Here is a 13,355-nt window from a genome sequence, read left to right as displayed (position 1 = left end):
GGCGCGTTTACGTGCCCTTTCGTCTTTTTCGGTTTGTAGAGGAGATTGGACATGGACATGAGTGTAAAGCTGGCCTCGTCTTATCCACCGGTAGCCCCTCAAGGCTCGGCCCCTGCGGTGGTTGCGGACAAAGACAACGCCAAGGTCGAGGCAATCGCGCCGGCCGCGCCGGTCGCCGGTGAGCCGAAACGGGCTGACCTGGAAAAGGCAGTCACCGATATTCGAGAATTCGTACAAGCGGCCCAGCGCAAACTGGATTTTTCCATTGATGATTCCACCCATCGGGTCGTGGTCAAGGTCATCGCCACTGAAAGTGGCGAGGTGATCCGCCAGATTCCGTCGGAAACGGCCTTGAAGCTTGCACAGAGCCTGGCTACCGCCAGTCATGTGCTGTTCGATGAAAAGGTCTGAACTGGCATGAAACTTGTTGCGTTGCTTTCTTGAAGTGCGGTTCGTCAAGAAAACGCCAACAGCCGTATTAGGAGAAAGACGATGGCGAGTACAACGGTAAACGGTGTGGGTTCGGGTATCGACATCCAGGGCATCGTCAAAGCCCTGGTCGACGCCGATCGGGCGCCGAAGCAGACCCAGATCAACACCCAGTCACAGAAAGCGACTACCCAGTTGTCGTCGATCGGCAAGATCCAGTCGGCATTGAGCGCCTTCCGTGGCGCCATCAAGAGCATGACCGACGACAATAGCTTCAGTGGTCTGACCGGCACTTCGTCAAATGAAAAGGTCGCGACCATGACCACCGCTCAGGGCGCTGCCAACGGCAGTTTCAACCTGGTGGTCAATAAACTCGCCCAGCCTTCCAAACTGTCCACGGCCACCCTGGCCGGCGGCGCTTCGACAGTGGTCAACAAGGGCACTGCCGCCACCACCCTGACCATCTCCCAGTCGGGCAAGAAGTTCGACCTGAGCGTGCCGCCGGGCGCAACCCTGCAACAGGTACGTGACTCGATCAACACCCAGTTCGGCACCGTCGGGCTCAGTGCCAACATCGTCACCGACTCCACCGGTTCGCGCATGGTGTTGACATCCACCACGGGCGGCGTCGGCTCGGACCTGACATTGTCGGGCAACTCGGGTATCGATACCGGCTACAACGTGATCGATACGCCGCAGAACGCCGAGTACACCATCGATAACGTGGCGTATACGTCCAAGACCAACAACATCTCGGACGCGGTGAGTGGGGTCAGCATCAAGCTGCTGTCGGTTTCACCGCCCGTGGATACCAAGGACCCGAACGGGCCGAAGGTCACCACGACGATTTCGGTGACTACCAGCACCGCCGCCCTCAAGTCCGGGGTCAAAGGCTTTGTCGACAGCTATAACGCGTTGCTCAAGGCGATGAATGCCGAAACCAAGGTGACCAAGGACGCGGCGGGTAACTCGGTATCGGCGACCTTGACCGGTGACGCCAACATGCGCTCGCTGCAAAGCGCCTTGCGCGCCGAGTTCAACGCGTTGTCCGGGACCGGCACCATCAAGTCCCTGGCACAATTTGGTATCGGTACCGACTCCGGTACCGGTCTGTTGACCATGGACGACAAAACCTTCGACAAGGTAGCGCTCACCAACTCCGCAGATATCAGCAGTATGTTCAGCGGCAAGACCGGGTTGCTGGCACGCATGACCAATGCCACTGAAGGTTATGCCAAGGCGACCACCGGTATCTTCGCGACGCGCACGACCGCGCTCTCCGATAACCTCAAGACCTTGAGCAAGGACCAGGCGGAACTTGACGCGCATGTGGCGGATCTGCAGGCCAGCCTGATACGTAAATACGCGGCGATGGATTCGCTGGTCGCCCAGTTACGCCAGCAAAGTAACAACATCATGGGCACGCTCAACGCGCTGAACAACCAGAAAAATAATTGATGTTGATGCATGAAAAAGCCCGGGCTGCCTGCCGGGCTTCGTTTTTTTGGGGACCATCGGGGTTAAAGTTTTCTGCGATCCCGTCGACATATTGGTTACTGAAATCCTTTTCGCTGTCGCCTGTTACGAGGTAGAACCATGAATCCCATGAGAGCCCTTCGCCAATACCAGAAGGTCAATTCCCATGCCCAGATCTCCGAAGCCAGCCCGCATCGTCTGGTGCAGATGCTCATGGAGGGCGGCCTCGACCGCATGGCACAGGCCAAGGGCGCATTGGCTCGTGGGGACATCGCTCAAAAAGGCCTGATGCTCGGTAAGGCCATCGACATCATCATCGGCCTGCGTGATGGTCTGGATGCGCAGAAGAGTGAAGATCCGGCTTACGTCCAGCAATTGGAAAGTCTGTACGCCTACATGACCAACCGTTTGATGGAGGCCAATCTGCACAACGATGCCGACATGATCGACGAAGTCGCTCGTCTGCTGATCACCGTCAAAGAAGGCTGGGATGCCATCGCCGCACCCCAGGGCGCCGCACAGTAAGGCCACTGGGCCTTGAGGAATACGTCATGAGCCACGCACTGCAACGCATCGATGAAACCCGTGAAGCCCTGGTTGACGCCCTCGCTGCGCGCAACTGGGACGCCATCGGCGAACTGGACCTGGGCTGTCGCAACGTGATTGATGACGTGCTCAGCCAGGCACCGGTGGACGAGGATGCGCTGCGCGAAAAGCTGGAGAGCCTGTTGGCGGTTTACCAGCAGTTGCTTGAGGTGACGACCGGCGAGCGCCAGGCGATTTTCGAAGAGATGTCGCAGATCAACCAAGCTAAAAATGCGTCAAAGGTTTACCATCTGTTCGGCTGATAGAAGCTCAGTTGGTCCGAACGGTGCGTCATATATTTGACTGTGCCAGCATTTTTGACTTAACTAGTGTTGTTTTCAGATTTCAGACGTCTAGTAAGTAATAAGTCTTACAGGCGTCTTGATTGCCCTGATTCCGGGGCAGGAAGTTTTACTAGGGAAGTTGCTATTGCATGTGGCGTGAAACCAAAATTCTGCTGATCGATGACGATAGCGTCCGCCGCCGCGATTTGGCGGTGATTTTGAATTTTCTTGGTGAAGAAAATTTGCCCTGCGGTAGCCACGATTGGCAGCAGGCTGTCAGCTCATTGTCATCGAGCCGCGAAGTCATTTGTGTGCTGATCGGGACGGTAAACGCTCCTGGCGCTGTTTTGGGCTTGTTAAAGACACTGTCAACCTGGGATGAGTTCCTTCCCGTGTTGCTGATGGGCGATATTTCTTCCGTGGACCTGCCGGAAGACCAGCGCCGCCGCGTGCTTTCCACCCTGGAAATGCCGCCCAGCTACAGCAAATTGCTCGACTCCCTTCACCGCGCCCAGGTCTATCGCGAGATGTATGACCAGGCCCGCGAGCGCGGCCGTCACCGTGAACCCAACCTGTTCCGCAGCCTGGTCGGCACCAGCCGGGCGATCCAGCACGTACGCCAGATGATGCAGCAAGTGGCCGACACCGACGCCAGTGTGTTGATCCTCGGCGAGTCGGGCACCGGCAAGGAAGTGGTCGCGCGCAACCTGCACTATCACTCCAAGCGCCGCGACGGGCCGTTCGTGCCGGTCAACTGCGGGGCGATCCCGGCAGAGCTGCTGGAAAGCGAATTGTTCGGTCACGAGAAGGGCGCCTTTACCGGGGCGATCACCAGCCGTGCCGGGCGTTTCGAGCTGGCCAACGGCGGCACGCTGTTTCTCGACGAGATCGGCGACATGCCGCTGCCGATGCAAGTCAAGTTGCTGCGCGTGTTGCAGGAGCGCACCTTCGAGCGCGTGGGCAGCAACAAGACCCAGAGCGTGGACGTGCGCATCATCGCCGCCACCCACAAGAACCTCGAAAGCATGATCGAGGTCGGCAGCTTCCGCGAAGACCTGTACTACCGCCTCAACGTCTTCCCGATCGAGATGGCGCCGCTGCGTGAGCGCGTGGAAGACATCCCGTTGCTGATGAACGAATTGATTTCACGCATGGAGCACGAAAAACGCGGCTCCATCCGTTTCAACTCCGCCGCCATCATGTCGCTGTGCCGTCATGGTTGGCCGGGCAACGTTCGTGAGCTGGCCAACCTGGTGGAGCGCATGGCGATCATGCACCCCTACGGTGTGATCGGCGTGGTCGAGTTGCCGAAGAAATTCCGCTACGTCGACGATGAAGACGAGCAGATGGTCGACAGCCTGCGCAGCGACATGGAAGAGCGCGTGGCGATCAACGGCCATACGCCGGACTTCGGTGCCACGGCCATGCTGCCGCCCGAAGGCCTCGACCTGAAAGACTACCTCGGCAACCTGGAGCAAGGCCTGATCCAACAGGCCCTGGACGACGCCAATGGCATCGTCGCCCGTGCCGCCGAGCGCCTGCGCATTCGCCGCACCACCCTGGTGGAGAAGATGCGCAAGTACGGTATGAGCCGCAAAGAAGGTGATGAACAGGCGGATGATTGACGCGTGTTTTTCAGCGTCTTGATTTATAAGTAGTTTTTTTTCGGCACGGGTATTGCTACAGCCCTCGCAACGTTCCGTTTAACTGACGGTCAGCCAAGCGAGAGAGCACCATGCCCCACGCCGCCCAACTATCTGCAGCCCCTGCCATTCCGGGGCTGGTTTCGCCTGTAGAACCGCCGATCCGCCAGGGTCTGGAGCAGGCGTTCTCGCAGTTCAACCAGATGTCGAGCCAGCTGACCGATTCCTACAGTCTGCTTGAAGCCCGAGTGTCCGAGCTCAAAGGCGAACTGGCGGTGGTCAGTGCCCAGCGCATGCAGGAATTGGCCGAGAAAGAACGCCTGGCCAACCGCCTGCAGAACCTGCTCTCGCTGTTGCCCGGTGGCGTGATCGTCATCGACGACCAGGGCCGTGTGCGCGAAGCCAATCCGGCCGCCTGCGACCTGCTCGGCCTGCCGCTGGAGGGCGAGCTGTGGCGCCACGTCATCACCCGTTGCTTTGCGCCACGTGACGATGACGGCCACGAAGTGTCCCTCAAGGATGGGCGGCGCCTGTCCATCGCCACCCGTTCACTGGATGCCGAGCCGGGCCAATTGGTGCTGCTCAACGACCTGACGGAAACCCGTCACCTGCAGGATCAACTGGCGCGCCATGAGCGCTTGTCGTCGTTGGGGCGGATGGTCGCTTCCCTGGCGCATCAGATCCGTACGCCGCTGTCGGCGGCATTGATCTACGCCAGTCATTTGACTGATGAGCAACTGCCCGCAGCCACCCACCAGCGTTTTGCCGGACGCCTCAAGGAGCGCCTGCACGAGCTGGAGCATCAGGTGCGCGACATGCTGGTGTTTGCCCGTGGTGAACTGCCGCTGACCGACCGCTTGACCCCGGCCGCGTTGATGCAAGCCCTGCAAGCGGCGGCCGCCACGCATACCGAGGGCGCCAGCCTGCGCTGGCAATGCGACAGCCACCAGGGTGAGTTGCTGTGCAATCGCGACACCCTGGTCGGCGCGCTGCTCAACCTGATCGAAAACGCCACCCAGGCCAGCGGCCCGGGGGCGCGCCTCAAGGTGCACCTGTACCGCCGCGAGCAAAGCCTGCGCCTGTGCATCAGCGACAGCGGCAGTGGTATTGCGCCGGCCGTGCTGCAGCGCCTGGGCGAGCCCTTTTTCACCACCAAGACCAACGGCACCGGCCTGGGCCTGACCGTGGTCAAGGCAGTGGCACGTGCGCATCAGGGAGAATTGCAGCTGCGTTCCCGGTTGGGGCGCGGCACCTGTGCATTGATGACCTTGCCGCTGTTTTCCAGCGCGGCAAGCGCGGAGTAAAAGGATCATGACTATCAAGGTTTTACTGGTTGAAGACGATCGCGCCCTGCGTGAAGCATTGGCTGACACGCTGTTGTTGGCGGGCCATGACTACCGTGCGGTCGGCTCTGCCGAGGAAGCCTTGGAGGCCGTGGAGCGAGAAACTTTCAGCCTGGTGGTCAGCGATGTGAACATGCCCGGCATGGACGGCCATCAGTTGCTCGGCCTGCTGCGCGCGCGTCAGCCGCAATTGCCGGTGCTGCTGATGACCGCCCATGGCGCCGTCGAGCGGGCCGTGGACGCCATGCGCCAGGGCGCGGCGGATTATCTGGTCAAGCCGTTCGAACCCAAGGCGTTGATCGAACTGGTGGCGCGGCATGCGCTTGGCGTCATGTCGACGGTGGAGGGCGATGGCCCGATTGCCTTCGAGCCGGCCAGCGCGCAGTTGCTGGAACTGGCGGCCCGGGTGGCGCGCAGCGAGTCCACCGTATTGATCTCGGGGGAGTCCGGCACCGGCAAGGAAGTGTTGGCGCGCTATATCCACCAGCAATCCAGTCGGGCCGGGCAGCCCTTCATTGCGATCAACTGTGCGGCGATTCCGGACAACATGCTCGAAGCCACCCTGTTCGGCCACGAAAAGGGCTCGTTCACCGGCGCCATCGCGGCCCAGGCCGGCAAGTTCGAACAGGCCGACGGCGGCACCATTTTGCTCGACGAAATCTCGGAAATGCCCCTGGGCCTGCAAGCCAAGTTGCTGCGCGTGTTGCAGGAGCGCGAAGTGGAGCGGGTGGGCGCGCGCAAGCCGATCCAGTTGGATATCCGCGTGGTCGCCACCACCAACCGCGACCTGGCGGGCGAAGTGGCGGCGGGGCGCTTTCGCGAAGACCTGTTTTACCGTCTGTCGGTGTTCCCGCTGGCCTGGCGGCCGTTGCGCGAACGCCCGGCCGATATCATTCCTCTGGCCGAGCGCCTGCTGAACAACCACGTCAAAAAAATGAAGCACGCCCAGGCGCGGCTGTCAGCTGAGGCTGAGGCTTGCCTGGTTGCTTATCCATGGCCGGGTAATGTGCGTGAGCTGGACAACGCGATCCAGCGTGCGCTGATCCTCCAGCAGGGGGGCTTGATCCAGCCCCAGGACTTCTGCCTGGCCATGGGCAGTGGCGTGGCGCCGTTGCCGAGCCTTGCGCCGGCACCGCTCGTCGCCGAAACCGAATCGGCCGGCGCCCTGGGCGATGACCTGCGCCGCCGCGAATTCCAGATGATCATCGACACCCTGCGCGCCGAGCGCGGCCGCCGCAAGGAAGCCGCCGAGCGCCTCGGCATCAGCCCGCGCACCCTGCGCTACAAGCTGGCGCAGATGCGCGACGCCGGGATGGACGTGGAAGCATACCTGTTCGCCACCTGACTTCGCGCCAATGCCGTTTTTTGTAGGAGCGAGCTTGCTCGCGAAAAACGTCAACGATAACGCGTGCTTCCTGGATGTACGCGGCGTCCATGAGTGCTTCGCGAGCAAGAACCAGGCGTCCCCCTCGCTCCTACAAAAAAAACGTGCAGTAACAAGGTCGACAAGCTTTGTCGCCTTTTCTTACGAGTCGCAACGAAGCTGGCACCCTTGTTGCACCTCCCCTGATAACCGCTGCGTAGTGTCAAAAAATTGCGGGTCGTCGGAGAGAGAAGTTCATGAGCCAGGGTATTGAGTTCAATCGGTTGATGTTGGATATGCGCTCCATGCAAATGGATGCCATGGCTCAACCGAAATCCGTCGCGCCAGCGCCGGAATTGGGCCAAAGCAGTTTTGCCGACATGCTCGGTCAGGCAATCAATAAAGTCAGTGATACCCAGCAGGCGTCCAGCCAGTTGTCGACGGCGTTCGAGATCGGTAAAAGCGGCGTGGACCTCACCGATGTGATGGTCGCCTCGCAAAAGGCCAGTGTGTCCTTCCAGGCCTTGACCCAAGTGCGTAACAAGCTGGTCCAGGCTTATCAAGACATCATGCAGATGCCGGTTTAAGGGCGAGATTTAACTCATGGCAGAAGCAATCGACAACGTACCCGCCAAGACAGACGGCAAACCGCCGCTGTTTGGCCTGTCGTTCCTGGAAAATCTCTCCGAAATGACCATGTTGCGTCAGGTGGGCCTGTTGGTCGGCCTGGCTGCCAGCGTGGCGATTGGTTTTGCCGTGGTGTTGTGGTCGCAGCAACCTGATTACCGGCCGCTGTACGGCAGCCTGGCGGGCATGGATTCCAAGCAGATCATGGAAACCCTCGCCGCCGCCGACATCGCCTACACCGTGGAGCCCAACTCCGGCGCCCTGCTGGTCAAGGCCGATGACGTGGCACGTGCGCGGATGAAACTGGCCGCCGCCGGCGTGACGCCGTCCGACAGCAATATCGGTTTTGAAATCCTCGACAAGGACCAGGGCCTGGGCACCAGCCAGTTCATGGAAGCCACCCGCTACCGTCGCGGCCTGGAAGGCGAACTGGCGCGTACCATCTCCAGCCTGAATAACGTCAAGGGTGCCCGTGTGCACCTGGCGATTCCGAAAAGCTCGGTGTTCGTGCGTGACGAGCGCAAGCCCAGCGCTTCGGTGCTGGTCGAGCTGTTTTCCGGTCGTTCCCTGGAGCCCGGCCAGGTGCTGGCAATTATCAACCTGGTGGCCACCAGCGTTCCCGAACTGAGCAAGTCGCAGATCACGGTGGTCGACCAGAAGGGCAACCTGCTCTCCGACATGGCCGAAAACTCCGCGCTGACCCAGGCCGGCAAGCAGTTCGATTACAGCCGCCGCATGGAAAGCATGCTGACCCAGCGCGTGCACAACATCCTGCAACCGGTATTGGGCAACGACCGCTACAAGGCTGAAGTGTCCGCCGACGTGGATTTCAGCGCCGTAGAGTCGACATCCGAGCAATTCAACCCGGACCAGCCCGCCCTGCGCAGCGAGCAGTCCACCAGCGAACAACGCACCGCCAGCAATGGTCCGCAAGGCGTGCCGGGTGCCCTGAGCAACCAGCCGCCGTCCCCGGCGTCGGCCCCGCAAACCACCGGTGGCGCCGCTGCCACCGCTGGCGCGATTGCGGCGGGTCAACCGCTGCTGGACGCCAACGGCCAGCAGATCATGGACCCGGCCACCGGCCAGCCGATGCTCGCGCCTTACCCGGCGGACAAGCGTAACCAGTCCACCAAGAACTTCGAGCTCGACCGTTCCATCAGCCACACCAAGCAGCAGCAGGGCAAGATCAATCGCCTGTCGGTGTCGGTGGTGGTCGATGACCAGGTCAAGGTCAACGCCGCTGACGGTGCCATCACCCGCGCGCCATGGAGCGCCGATGAATTGGCGCGCTTTACCCGCCTGGTGCAGGACGCCGTCGGTTTCGACGCCAGCCGTGGCGACAGCGTCAGCGTGATCAACATGCCATTCTCCGTCGAGCGCGGCGAAGTGATCGCCGACCCGGCGTTCTACACCCAGCCGTGGTTCTGGGACATCGTCAAGCAAGTGCTGGGGGTGTTGTTCATCCTGGTGCTGGTGTTCGGCGTGCTGCGCCCGGTGCTCAACAACATCACCGGTGGCAGCAAGAAACAGCTCGCCCTGGCCGGTGGCGACGTCGAGTTGGGCGGCATGGGCGGCCTGGACGGCGAGTTGGCCAACGACCGCGTCAGCCTGGGCGGCCCGCAAAGCATCCTGTTGCCAAGCCCGAGCGAAGGCTATGACGCTCAGTTGAACGCAATCAAGAGTCTGGTGGCAGAAGACCCGGGCCGTGTGGCCCAGGTCGTGAAAGAGTGGATTAACGCTGATGAATGATCGAGTCGCTGTGGCCAAGCTTTCCCGGGTCGACAAAGCCGCCGTGCTGCTGCTGTCGCTGGGCGAAACCGACGCTGCCCAAGTGCTGCGCCACATGGGCCCCAAAGAGGTCCAGCGCGTGGGCGTGGCCATGGCGCAGATGCGCAATGTGCACCGCGAGCAAGTCGAGCAGGTGATGAGCGAGTTCGTCGAGATCGTCGGCGACCAGACCAGCCTGGGCGTCGGCTCCGACAGCTACATCCGCAAAATGCTCACCTCGGCCCTGGGCGAAGACAAGGCCAACGGCCTGATCGACCGCATCCTGCTGGGCGGCAACACCAGCGGTCTGGACAGCCTCAAATGGATGGAGCCGCGCGCCGTCGCCGACGTGATCCGCTACGAGCACCCGCAGATCCAGGCCATTGTCGTCGCCTACCTGGACCCGGACCAGGCCGGTGAAGTGCTCGGCCACTTCGACCATAAAGTGCGCCTGGACATCATCCTGCGCGTGTCGTCGCTGAACACCGTGCAGCCGGCGGCGCTCAAGGAACTCAACACGATTCTCGAGAAACAGTTCTCGGGCAACTCGAATGCCTCGCGCACCACCCTGGGTGGCATCAAGCGGGCGGCCGACATCATGAACTTCCTCGACAGCTCGGTCGAAGGCCAACTGATGGACTCGATCCGCGAGATCGACGATACCCTGTCCGGCCAGATCGAAGACCTGATGTTCGTGTTCAACAACCTGGCCGATGTCGACGACCGTGGCATCCAGGCGTTGCTGCGCGAAGTGTCGTCCGACGTGCTGGTGCTGGCGCTCAAGGGCTCGGACGAGGGCGTCAAGGAAAAGATCTTCAAGAACATGTCCAAGCGTGCCTCCGAACTGCTGCGCGACGACCTCGAAGCCAAGGGCCCGGTACGCGTCAGCGACGTGGAAACCGCGCAGAAAGAAATCCTCACCATTGCCCGCCGTATGGCCGAAGCCGGAGAAATCGTTCTCGGCGGGAAGGGCGGCGAAGAAATGATCTAAGGCGCCCCGCATGTCGAACAAAGATGAGACGCCCAGCGATCTGATTCGCGCGCGGGATGTCGGCGGGTTCGACATCTGGTCGTTGCCCAGCTTCGACCCCCACGTGCCGCAGCCAGAGCCTGAACCGGTGCAGGAAGCGCCGGCGCAGATGGAAGAAGTGCCGCTGGAAGAAGTCCAGCCGCTGACCCTTGAAGAATTGGAAGCCATCCGCCAGGAGGCTTACAACGAAGGCTTCGCGGCGGGTGAAAAAGATGGTTTTCGCAGCACCACCCTCAAGGTCCGTCAGGAGGCTCAAGACGCCCTCAGCGTCAAGCTGGGCAGCCTGGAGCGCTTGATGGGCAACCTGTTCGACCCCATCGCCGAACAAGACTCGCAGCTGGAAAAATCCATGGTCGGTCTGCTGCAGCACATCACCCGCCAGGTGATCCAGCGTGAACTGGTGCTCGATTCCAGCCAGATCGAAAGCGTGATGCGCGAAGCCCTCAAGCTGCTGCCCCTGGGCGTGGGCAATGTGCGGCTGTACATCAACCCGCAGGATTTCGAGCAGGTCAAAGCCTTGCGCGAGCGCCATGAAGAAACCTGGCGCATCGTCGAGGACGCCGCGCTGCTGCCTGGCGGTTGCCGCGTCGAGACCGAGCACAGCCGCATCGATGCCACGGTGGAAACCCGCATCAGCCAGATCATGGCCAAGCTGTTCGACCAGTTGCATGAACAGGCGCTGCACCCGGCCGAGCCTGACCTGAGCGTTGACCTGGACGCCACCGATGCGCCTTGATCGCACCAGCTTCGCCAAGCGCCTGGACAGCTACGCCGAGGCCACGCAGTTGCCCGGCCAGCCAGTCCTCGAAGGGCGCCTGTTGCGCATGGTCGGCCTGACGCTTGAGGCCGAGGGCTTGCGCGCCGCCATGGGCAGCCGCTGCATGGTGATCAACGACGACAGTTACCATCCGGTGCAGGTCGAAGCCGAAGTGATGGGCTTTTCCGGTAACAAGATTTTCCTGATGCCGGTGGGCAGCCTCGCCGGTATCGCTCCGGGTGCCCGTGTGGTGCCCCTGGCCGACACCGGGCGCTTGCCGATGGGCATGAGCATGCTCGGCCGTGTACTCGATGGCGCCGGGCGTGCGCTGGATGGCAAGGGCGGCATGAAGGCCGAGGACTGGGTGCCGATGGACGGCCCCACCATCAACCCGCTCAACCGCAACCCCATCAGCGTGCCGCTGGACGTGGGCATTCGCAGCATCAACGGTTTATTGACGGTCGGTCGCGGCCAGCGCCTGGGCCTGTTCGCCGGTACCGGTGTGGGTAAGTCGGTGTTGCTGGGCATGATGACGCGCTTTACCGAGGCCGACATCATCGTGGTCGGGCTGATCGGCGAGCGTGGCCGTGAGGTCAAGGAATTCATCGAGCACAGCCTGGGTGAAGAAGGCCTCAAGCGTTCCGTCGTCGTCGCCTCTCCGGCGGATGACGCACCGTTGATGCGCCTGCGCGCCGCCATGTACTGCACGCGCATCGCCGAATATTTTCGCGACAAGGGCAAGAATGTCCTGTTGCTGATGGACTCGCTCACCCGTTTCGCCCAGGCCCAGCGCGAGATCGCCCTGGCCATCGGCGAGCCACCCGCGACCAAGGGCTATCCGCCGTCGGTGTTCGCCAAACTGCCCAAGCTGGTGGAGCGTGCCGGTAATGCCGAGGCCGGCGGGGGCTCGATCACCGCGTTCTACACGGTATTGTCCGAAGGCGATGACCAGCAGGACCCGATTGCCGACTCGGCGCGGGGCGTGCTCGATGGGCACATCGTGCTGTCGCGACGCCTGGCGGAAGAGGGGCACTACCCGGCCATCGATATCGAAGCGTCCATCAGCCGGGTGATGCCGGCGGTGGTCACGCCGGAACACATGGCCCGCGCACAATACTTCAAGCAACTGTGGTCGCGTTACCAGCAGAGCCGCGACCTGATCAGCGTCGGCGCCTACGTGGCCGGTGGCGATCGCGAGACCGACCTGGCCATTGCCCTGCAGCCGCAATTGGTGACTTACCTGCGCCAGGGGCTTAACGACAAGATCAGCATGGGCGAAAGCGAAGCGCATCTGCAGTCCATCTTCGCCCCCGCGCCGGGCGGCTAACCCATGGCCAACAGCCGCGCCGCGCGCCTGGCCCCGGTGGTGGAAATGGCCGAAAAGGCCGAAAAAACCGCCGTGCAGCGCCTGGGGTATTTCCAGGGCCAGGTGCGCCTGGCGGAGAGCAAACTGGGCGACCTGGAGCGCTTTCGCCTCGAATATCAGCAACAGTGGATCGAACGCGGCAGCAAGGGCGTGTCGGGCCAGTGGCTGATGGGGTATCAGGGCTTTCTCAATCAGCTGGAAACCGCCGTCGGCCAACAGCGCCAGAGCCTGGCCTGGCACCAGAACAACCTCGACAAGGCCCGCGAGAGCTGGCAACAGGCGTTTGCCCGCGTCGAGGGGTTGCGCAAGCTGGTGCAGCGCTATATCGATGAAGCGCGGGCGATTGAAGACAAGCGCGAGCAGAAGTTGCTCGATGAACTGTCCCAGCGCCTTCCGCGCCAGGAACCGTTCTAACCAACGCAGCAGGAAAAAATGTGGGAGGGGGCTTGCCCTCGATGGTGGTGTGTCAGTCAAAAGATGCAGTGACTGACACTCGGCAATCGGGACATAGGTATCTACACAACTCAGCAGCGCCCAACCGTAACCACGATGCGAAGCGAGTCGCTCTTGATCTTGATTTTGATCTGCTTGTGATCCTAGGCGCCCCGTTAAACCACGCTGGCCGAACGCAGGCTTGAATCCGTGGGCAACCCGGCAGGACGCCGGGTTAGCCGCACTGGGCCAT

General features: G+C 61.7%; 13 protein-coding genes. All 13 read left to right on the top strand.

Annotated features, from left to right (window positions below; all coding sequences use genetic code 11):
• The first annotated feature begins 51 nt into the window (after positions 1–51).
• Positions 52–411 (top strand): flagellar protein FlaG, encoded by a 360-nt coding sequence (locus BFP93_RS15550; protein ID WP_065893769.1) that lies wholly within the window; start codon positions 52–54, stop codon positions 409–411.
• Between the two features lie 81 nt (positions 412–492).
• Complete coding sequence (gene fliD / locus BFP93_RS15545) at positions 493–1,887, top strand: flagellar filament capping protein FliD (RefSeq protein WP_065893768.1); 1,395 nt, start codon at positions 493–495, stop codon at positions 1,885–1,887.
• Positions 1,888–2,025: 138 nt separating this feature from the next.
• Positions 2,026–2,430 carry a flagellar export chaperone FliS gene (gene fliS, locus BFP93_RS15540; RefSeq protein WP_065884541.1) on the top strand — a complete coding sequence of 135 codons (405 nt, stop codon included), beginning with the start codon at positions 2,026–2,028 and terminating at the stop codon, positions 2,428–2,430.
• 26 nt (positions 2,431–2,456) lie between these two features.
• Positions 2,457–2,753 carry a flagellar protein FliT gene (locus BFP93_RS15535; protein WP_065884542.1) on the top strand — a complete coding sequence of 99 codons (297 nt, stop codon included), beginning with the start codon at positions 2,457–2,459 and terminating at the stop codon, positions 2,751–2,753.
• A 170-nt stretch (positions 2,754–2,923) separates the two neighbouring features.
• A complete protein-coding gene (locus BFP93_RS15530) occupies positions 2,924–4,399 on the top strand; it encodes a sigma-54 dependent transcriptional regulator (protein WP_065884543.1) in 1,476 nt (491 codons plus the stop codon).
• 110 nt (positions 4,400–4,509) lie between these two features.
• Positions 4,510–5,721 (top strand): sensor histidine kinase, encoded by a 1,212-nt coding sequence (locus BFP93_RS15525; RefSeq protein WP_065893767.1) that lies wholly within the window; start codon positions 4,510–4,512, stop codon positions 5,719–5,721.
• A gap of 7 nt (positions 5,722–5,728) precedes the next feature.
• On the top strand, positions 5,729–7,105 hold the full coding sequence (locus BFP93_RS15520) for a sigma-54-dependent transcriptional regulator (RefSeq protein WP_065893766.1): 1,377 nt from the start codon (positions 5,729–5,731) through the stop codon (positions 7,103–7,105).
• 275 nt (positions 7,106–7,380) lie between these two features.
• Positions 7,381–7,710, top strand: a complete 330-nt coding sequence (gene fliE / locus BFP93_RS15515) for a flagellar hook-basal body complex protein FliE (protein WP_065884546.1) — start codon at positions 7,381–7,383, stop codon at positions 7,708–7,710.
• 16 nt (positions 7,711–7,726) lie between these two features.
• A complete protein-coding gene (gene fliF / locus BFP93_RS15510) occupies positions 7,727–9,499 on the top strand; it encodes a flagellar basal-body MS-ring/collar protein FliF (protein ID WP_065893765.1) in 1,773 nt (590 codons plus the stop codon).
• A complete protein-coding gene (gene fliG, locus BFP93_RS15505) occupies positions 9,492–10,508 on the top strand; it encodes a flagellar motor switch protein FliG (RefSeq protein WP_057721344.1) in 1,017 nt (338 codons plus the stop codon). Before fliF ends, fliG begins: the two co-directional genes overlap by 8 nt.
• A gap of 10 nt (positions 10,509–10,518) precedes the next feature.
• The gene (gene fliH, locus BFP93_RS15500) at positions 10,519–11,283 is read left to right on the top strand and encodes a flagellar assembly protein FliH (protein WP_065893764.1); all 765 of its coding nucleotides are present in this window, start codon (positions 10,519–10,521) and stop codon (positions 11,281–11,283) included.
• Positions 11,273–12,631 (top strand): flagellar protein export ATPase FliI, encoded by a 1,359-nt coding sequence (gene fliI, locus BFP93_RS15495; protein ID WP_065884549.1) that lies wholly within the window; start codon positions 11,273–11,275, stop codon positions 12,629–12,631. The genes fliH and fliI overlap by 11 nt, the downstream gene beginning before the upstream one ends.
• Positions 12,632–12,634: 3 nt before the next feature.
• Positions 12,635–13,084, top strand: a complete 450-nt coding sequence (fliJ, locus tag BFP93_RS15490) for a flagellar export protein FliJ (RefSeq protein WP_065884550.1) — start codon at positions 12,635–12,637, stop codon at positions 13,082–13,084.
• Positions 13,085–13,355: the final 271 nt, after the last annotated feature.

Source organism: Pseudomonas sp. 44 R 15 (assembly GCF_900004965.1).
In the GTDB taxonomy this organism is placed as follows: Bacteria; Pseudomonadota; Gammaproteobacteria; order Pseudomonadales; family Pseudomonadaceae; genus Aquipseudomonas; species Aquipseudomonas orientalis_A.
Note: the sequence above shows the minus strand (reverse complement) of the source record. Positions and strands in the feature narration are given on the sequence as shown.

Excerpts from the sequence above, each read along its gene's own strand:
- BFP93_RS15550 (WP_065893769.1), top strand. The coding sequence starts at position 52 with ATGGACATGAGTGTAAAGCTGGCCTCGTCTTATCCACCGGTAGCCCCT.
- fliD (WP_065893768.1), top strand. The coding sequence starts at position 493 with ATGGCGAGTACAACGGTAAACGGTGTGGGTTCGGGTATCGACATCCAG.
- fliS (WP_065884541.1), top strand. The coding sequence starts at position 2,026 with ATGAATCCCATGAGAGCCCTTCGCCAATACCAGAAGGTCAATTCCCAT.
- BFP93_RS15535 (WP_065884542.1), top strand. The coding sequence starts at position 2,457 with ATGAGCCACGCACTGCAACGCATCGATGAAACCCGTGAAGCCCTGGTT.
- BFP93_RS15530 (WP_065884543.1), top strand. The coding sequence starts at position 2,924 with ATGTGGCGTGAAACCAAAATTCTGCTGATCGATGACGATAGCGTCCGC.
- BFP93_RS15525 (WP_065893767.1), top strand. The coding sequence starts at position 4,510 with ATGCCCCACGCCGCCCAACTATCTGCAGCCCCTGCCATTCCGGGGCTG.
- BFP93_RS15520 (WP_065893766.1), top strand. The coding sequence starts at position 5,729 with ATGACTATCAAGGTTTTACTGGTTGAAGACGATCGCGCCCTGCGTGAA.
- fliE (WP_065884546.1), top strand. The coding sequence starts at position 7,381 with ATGAGCCAGGGTATTGAGTTCAATCGGTTGATGTTGGATATGCGCTCC.
- fliF (WP_065893765.1), top strand. The coding sequence starts at position 7,727 with ATGGCAGAAGCAATCGACAACGTACCCGCCAAGACAGACGGCAAACCG.
- fliG (WP_057721344.1), top strand. The coding sequence starts at position 9,492 with ATGAATGATCGAGTCGCTGTGGCCAAGCTTTCCCGGGTCGACAAAGCC.
- fliH (WP_065893764.1), top strand. The coding sequence starts at position 10,519 with ATGTCGAACAAAGATGAGACGCCCAGCGATCTGATTCGCGCGCGGGAT.
- fliI (WP_065884549.1), top strand. The coding sequence starts at position 11,273 with ATGCGCCTTGATCGCACCAGCTTCGCCAAGCGCCTGGACAGCTACGCC.
- fliJ (WP_065884550.1), top strand. The coding sequence starts at position 12,635 with ATGGCCAACAGCCGCGCCGCGCGCCTGGCCCCGGTGGTGGAAATGGCC.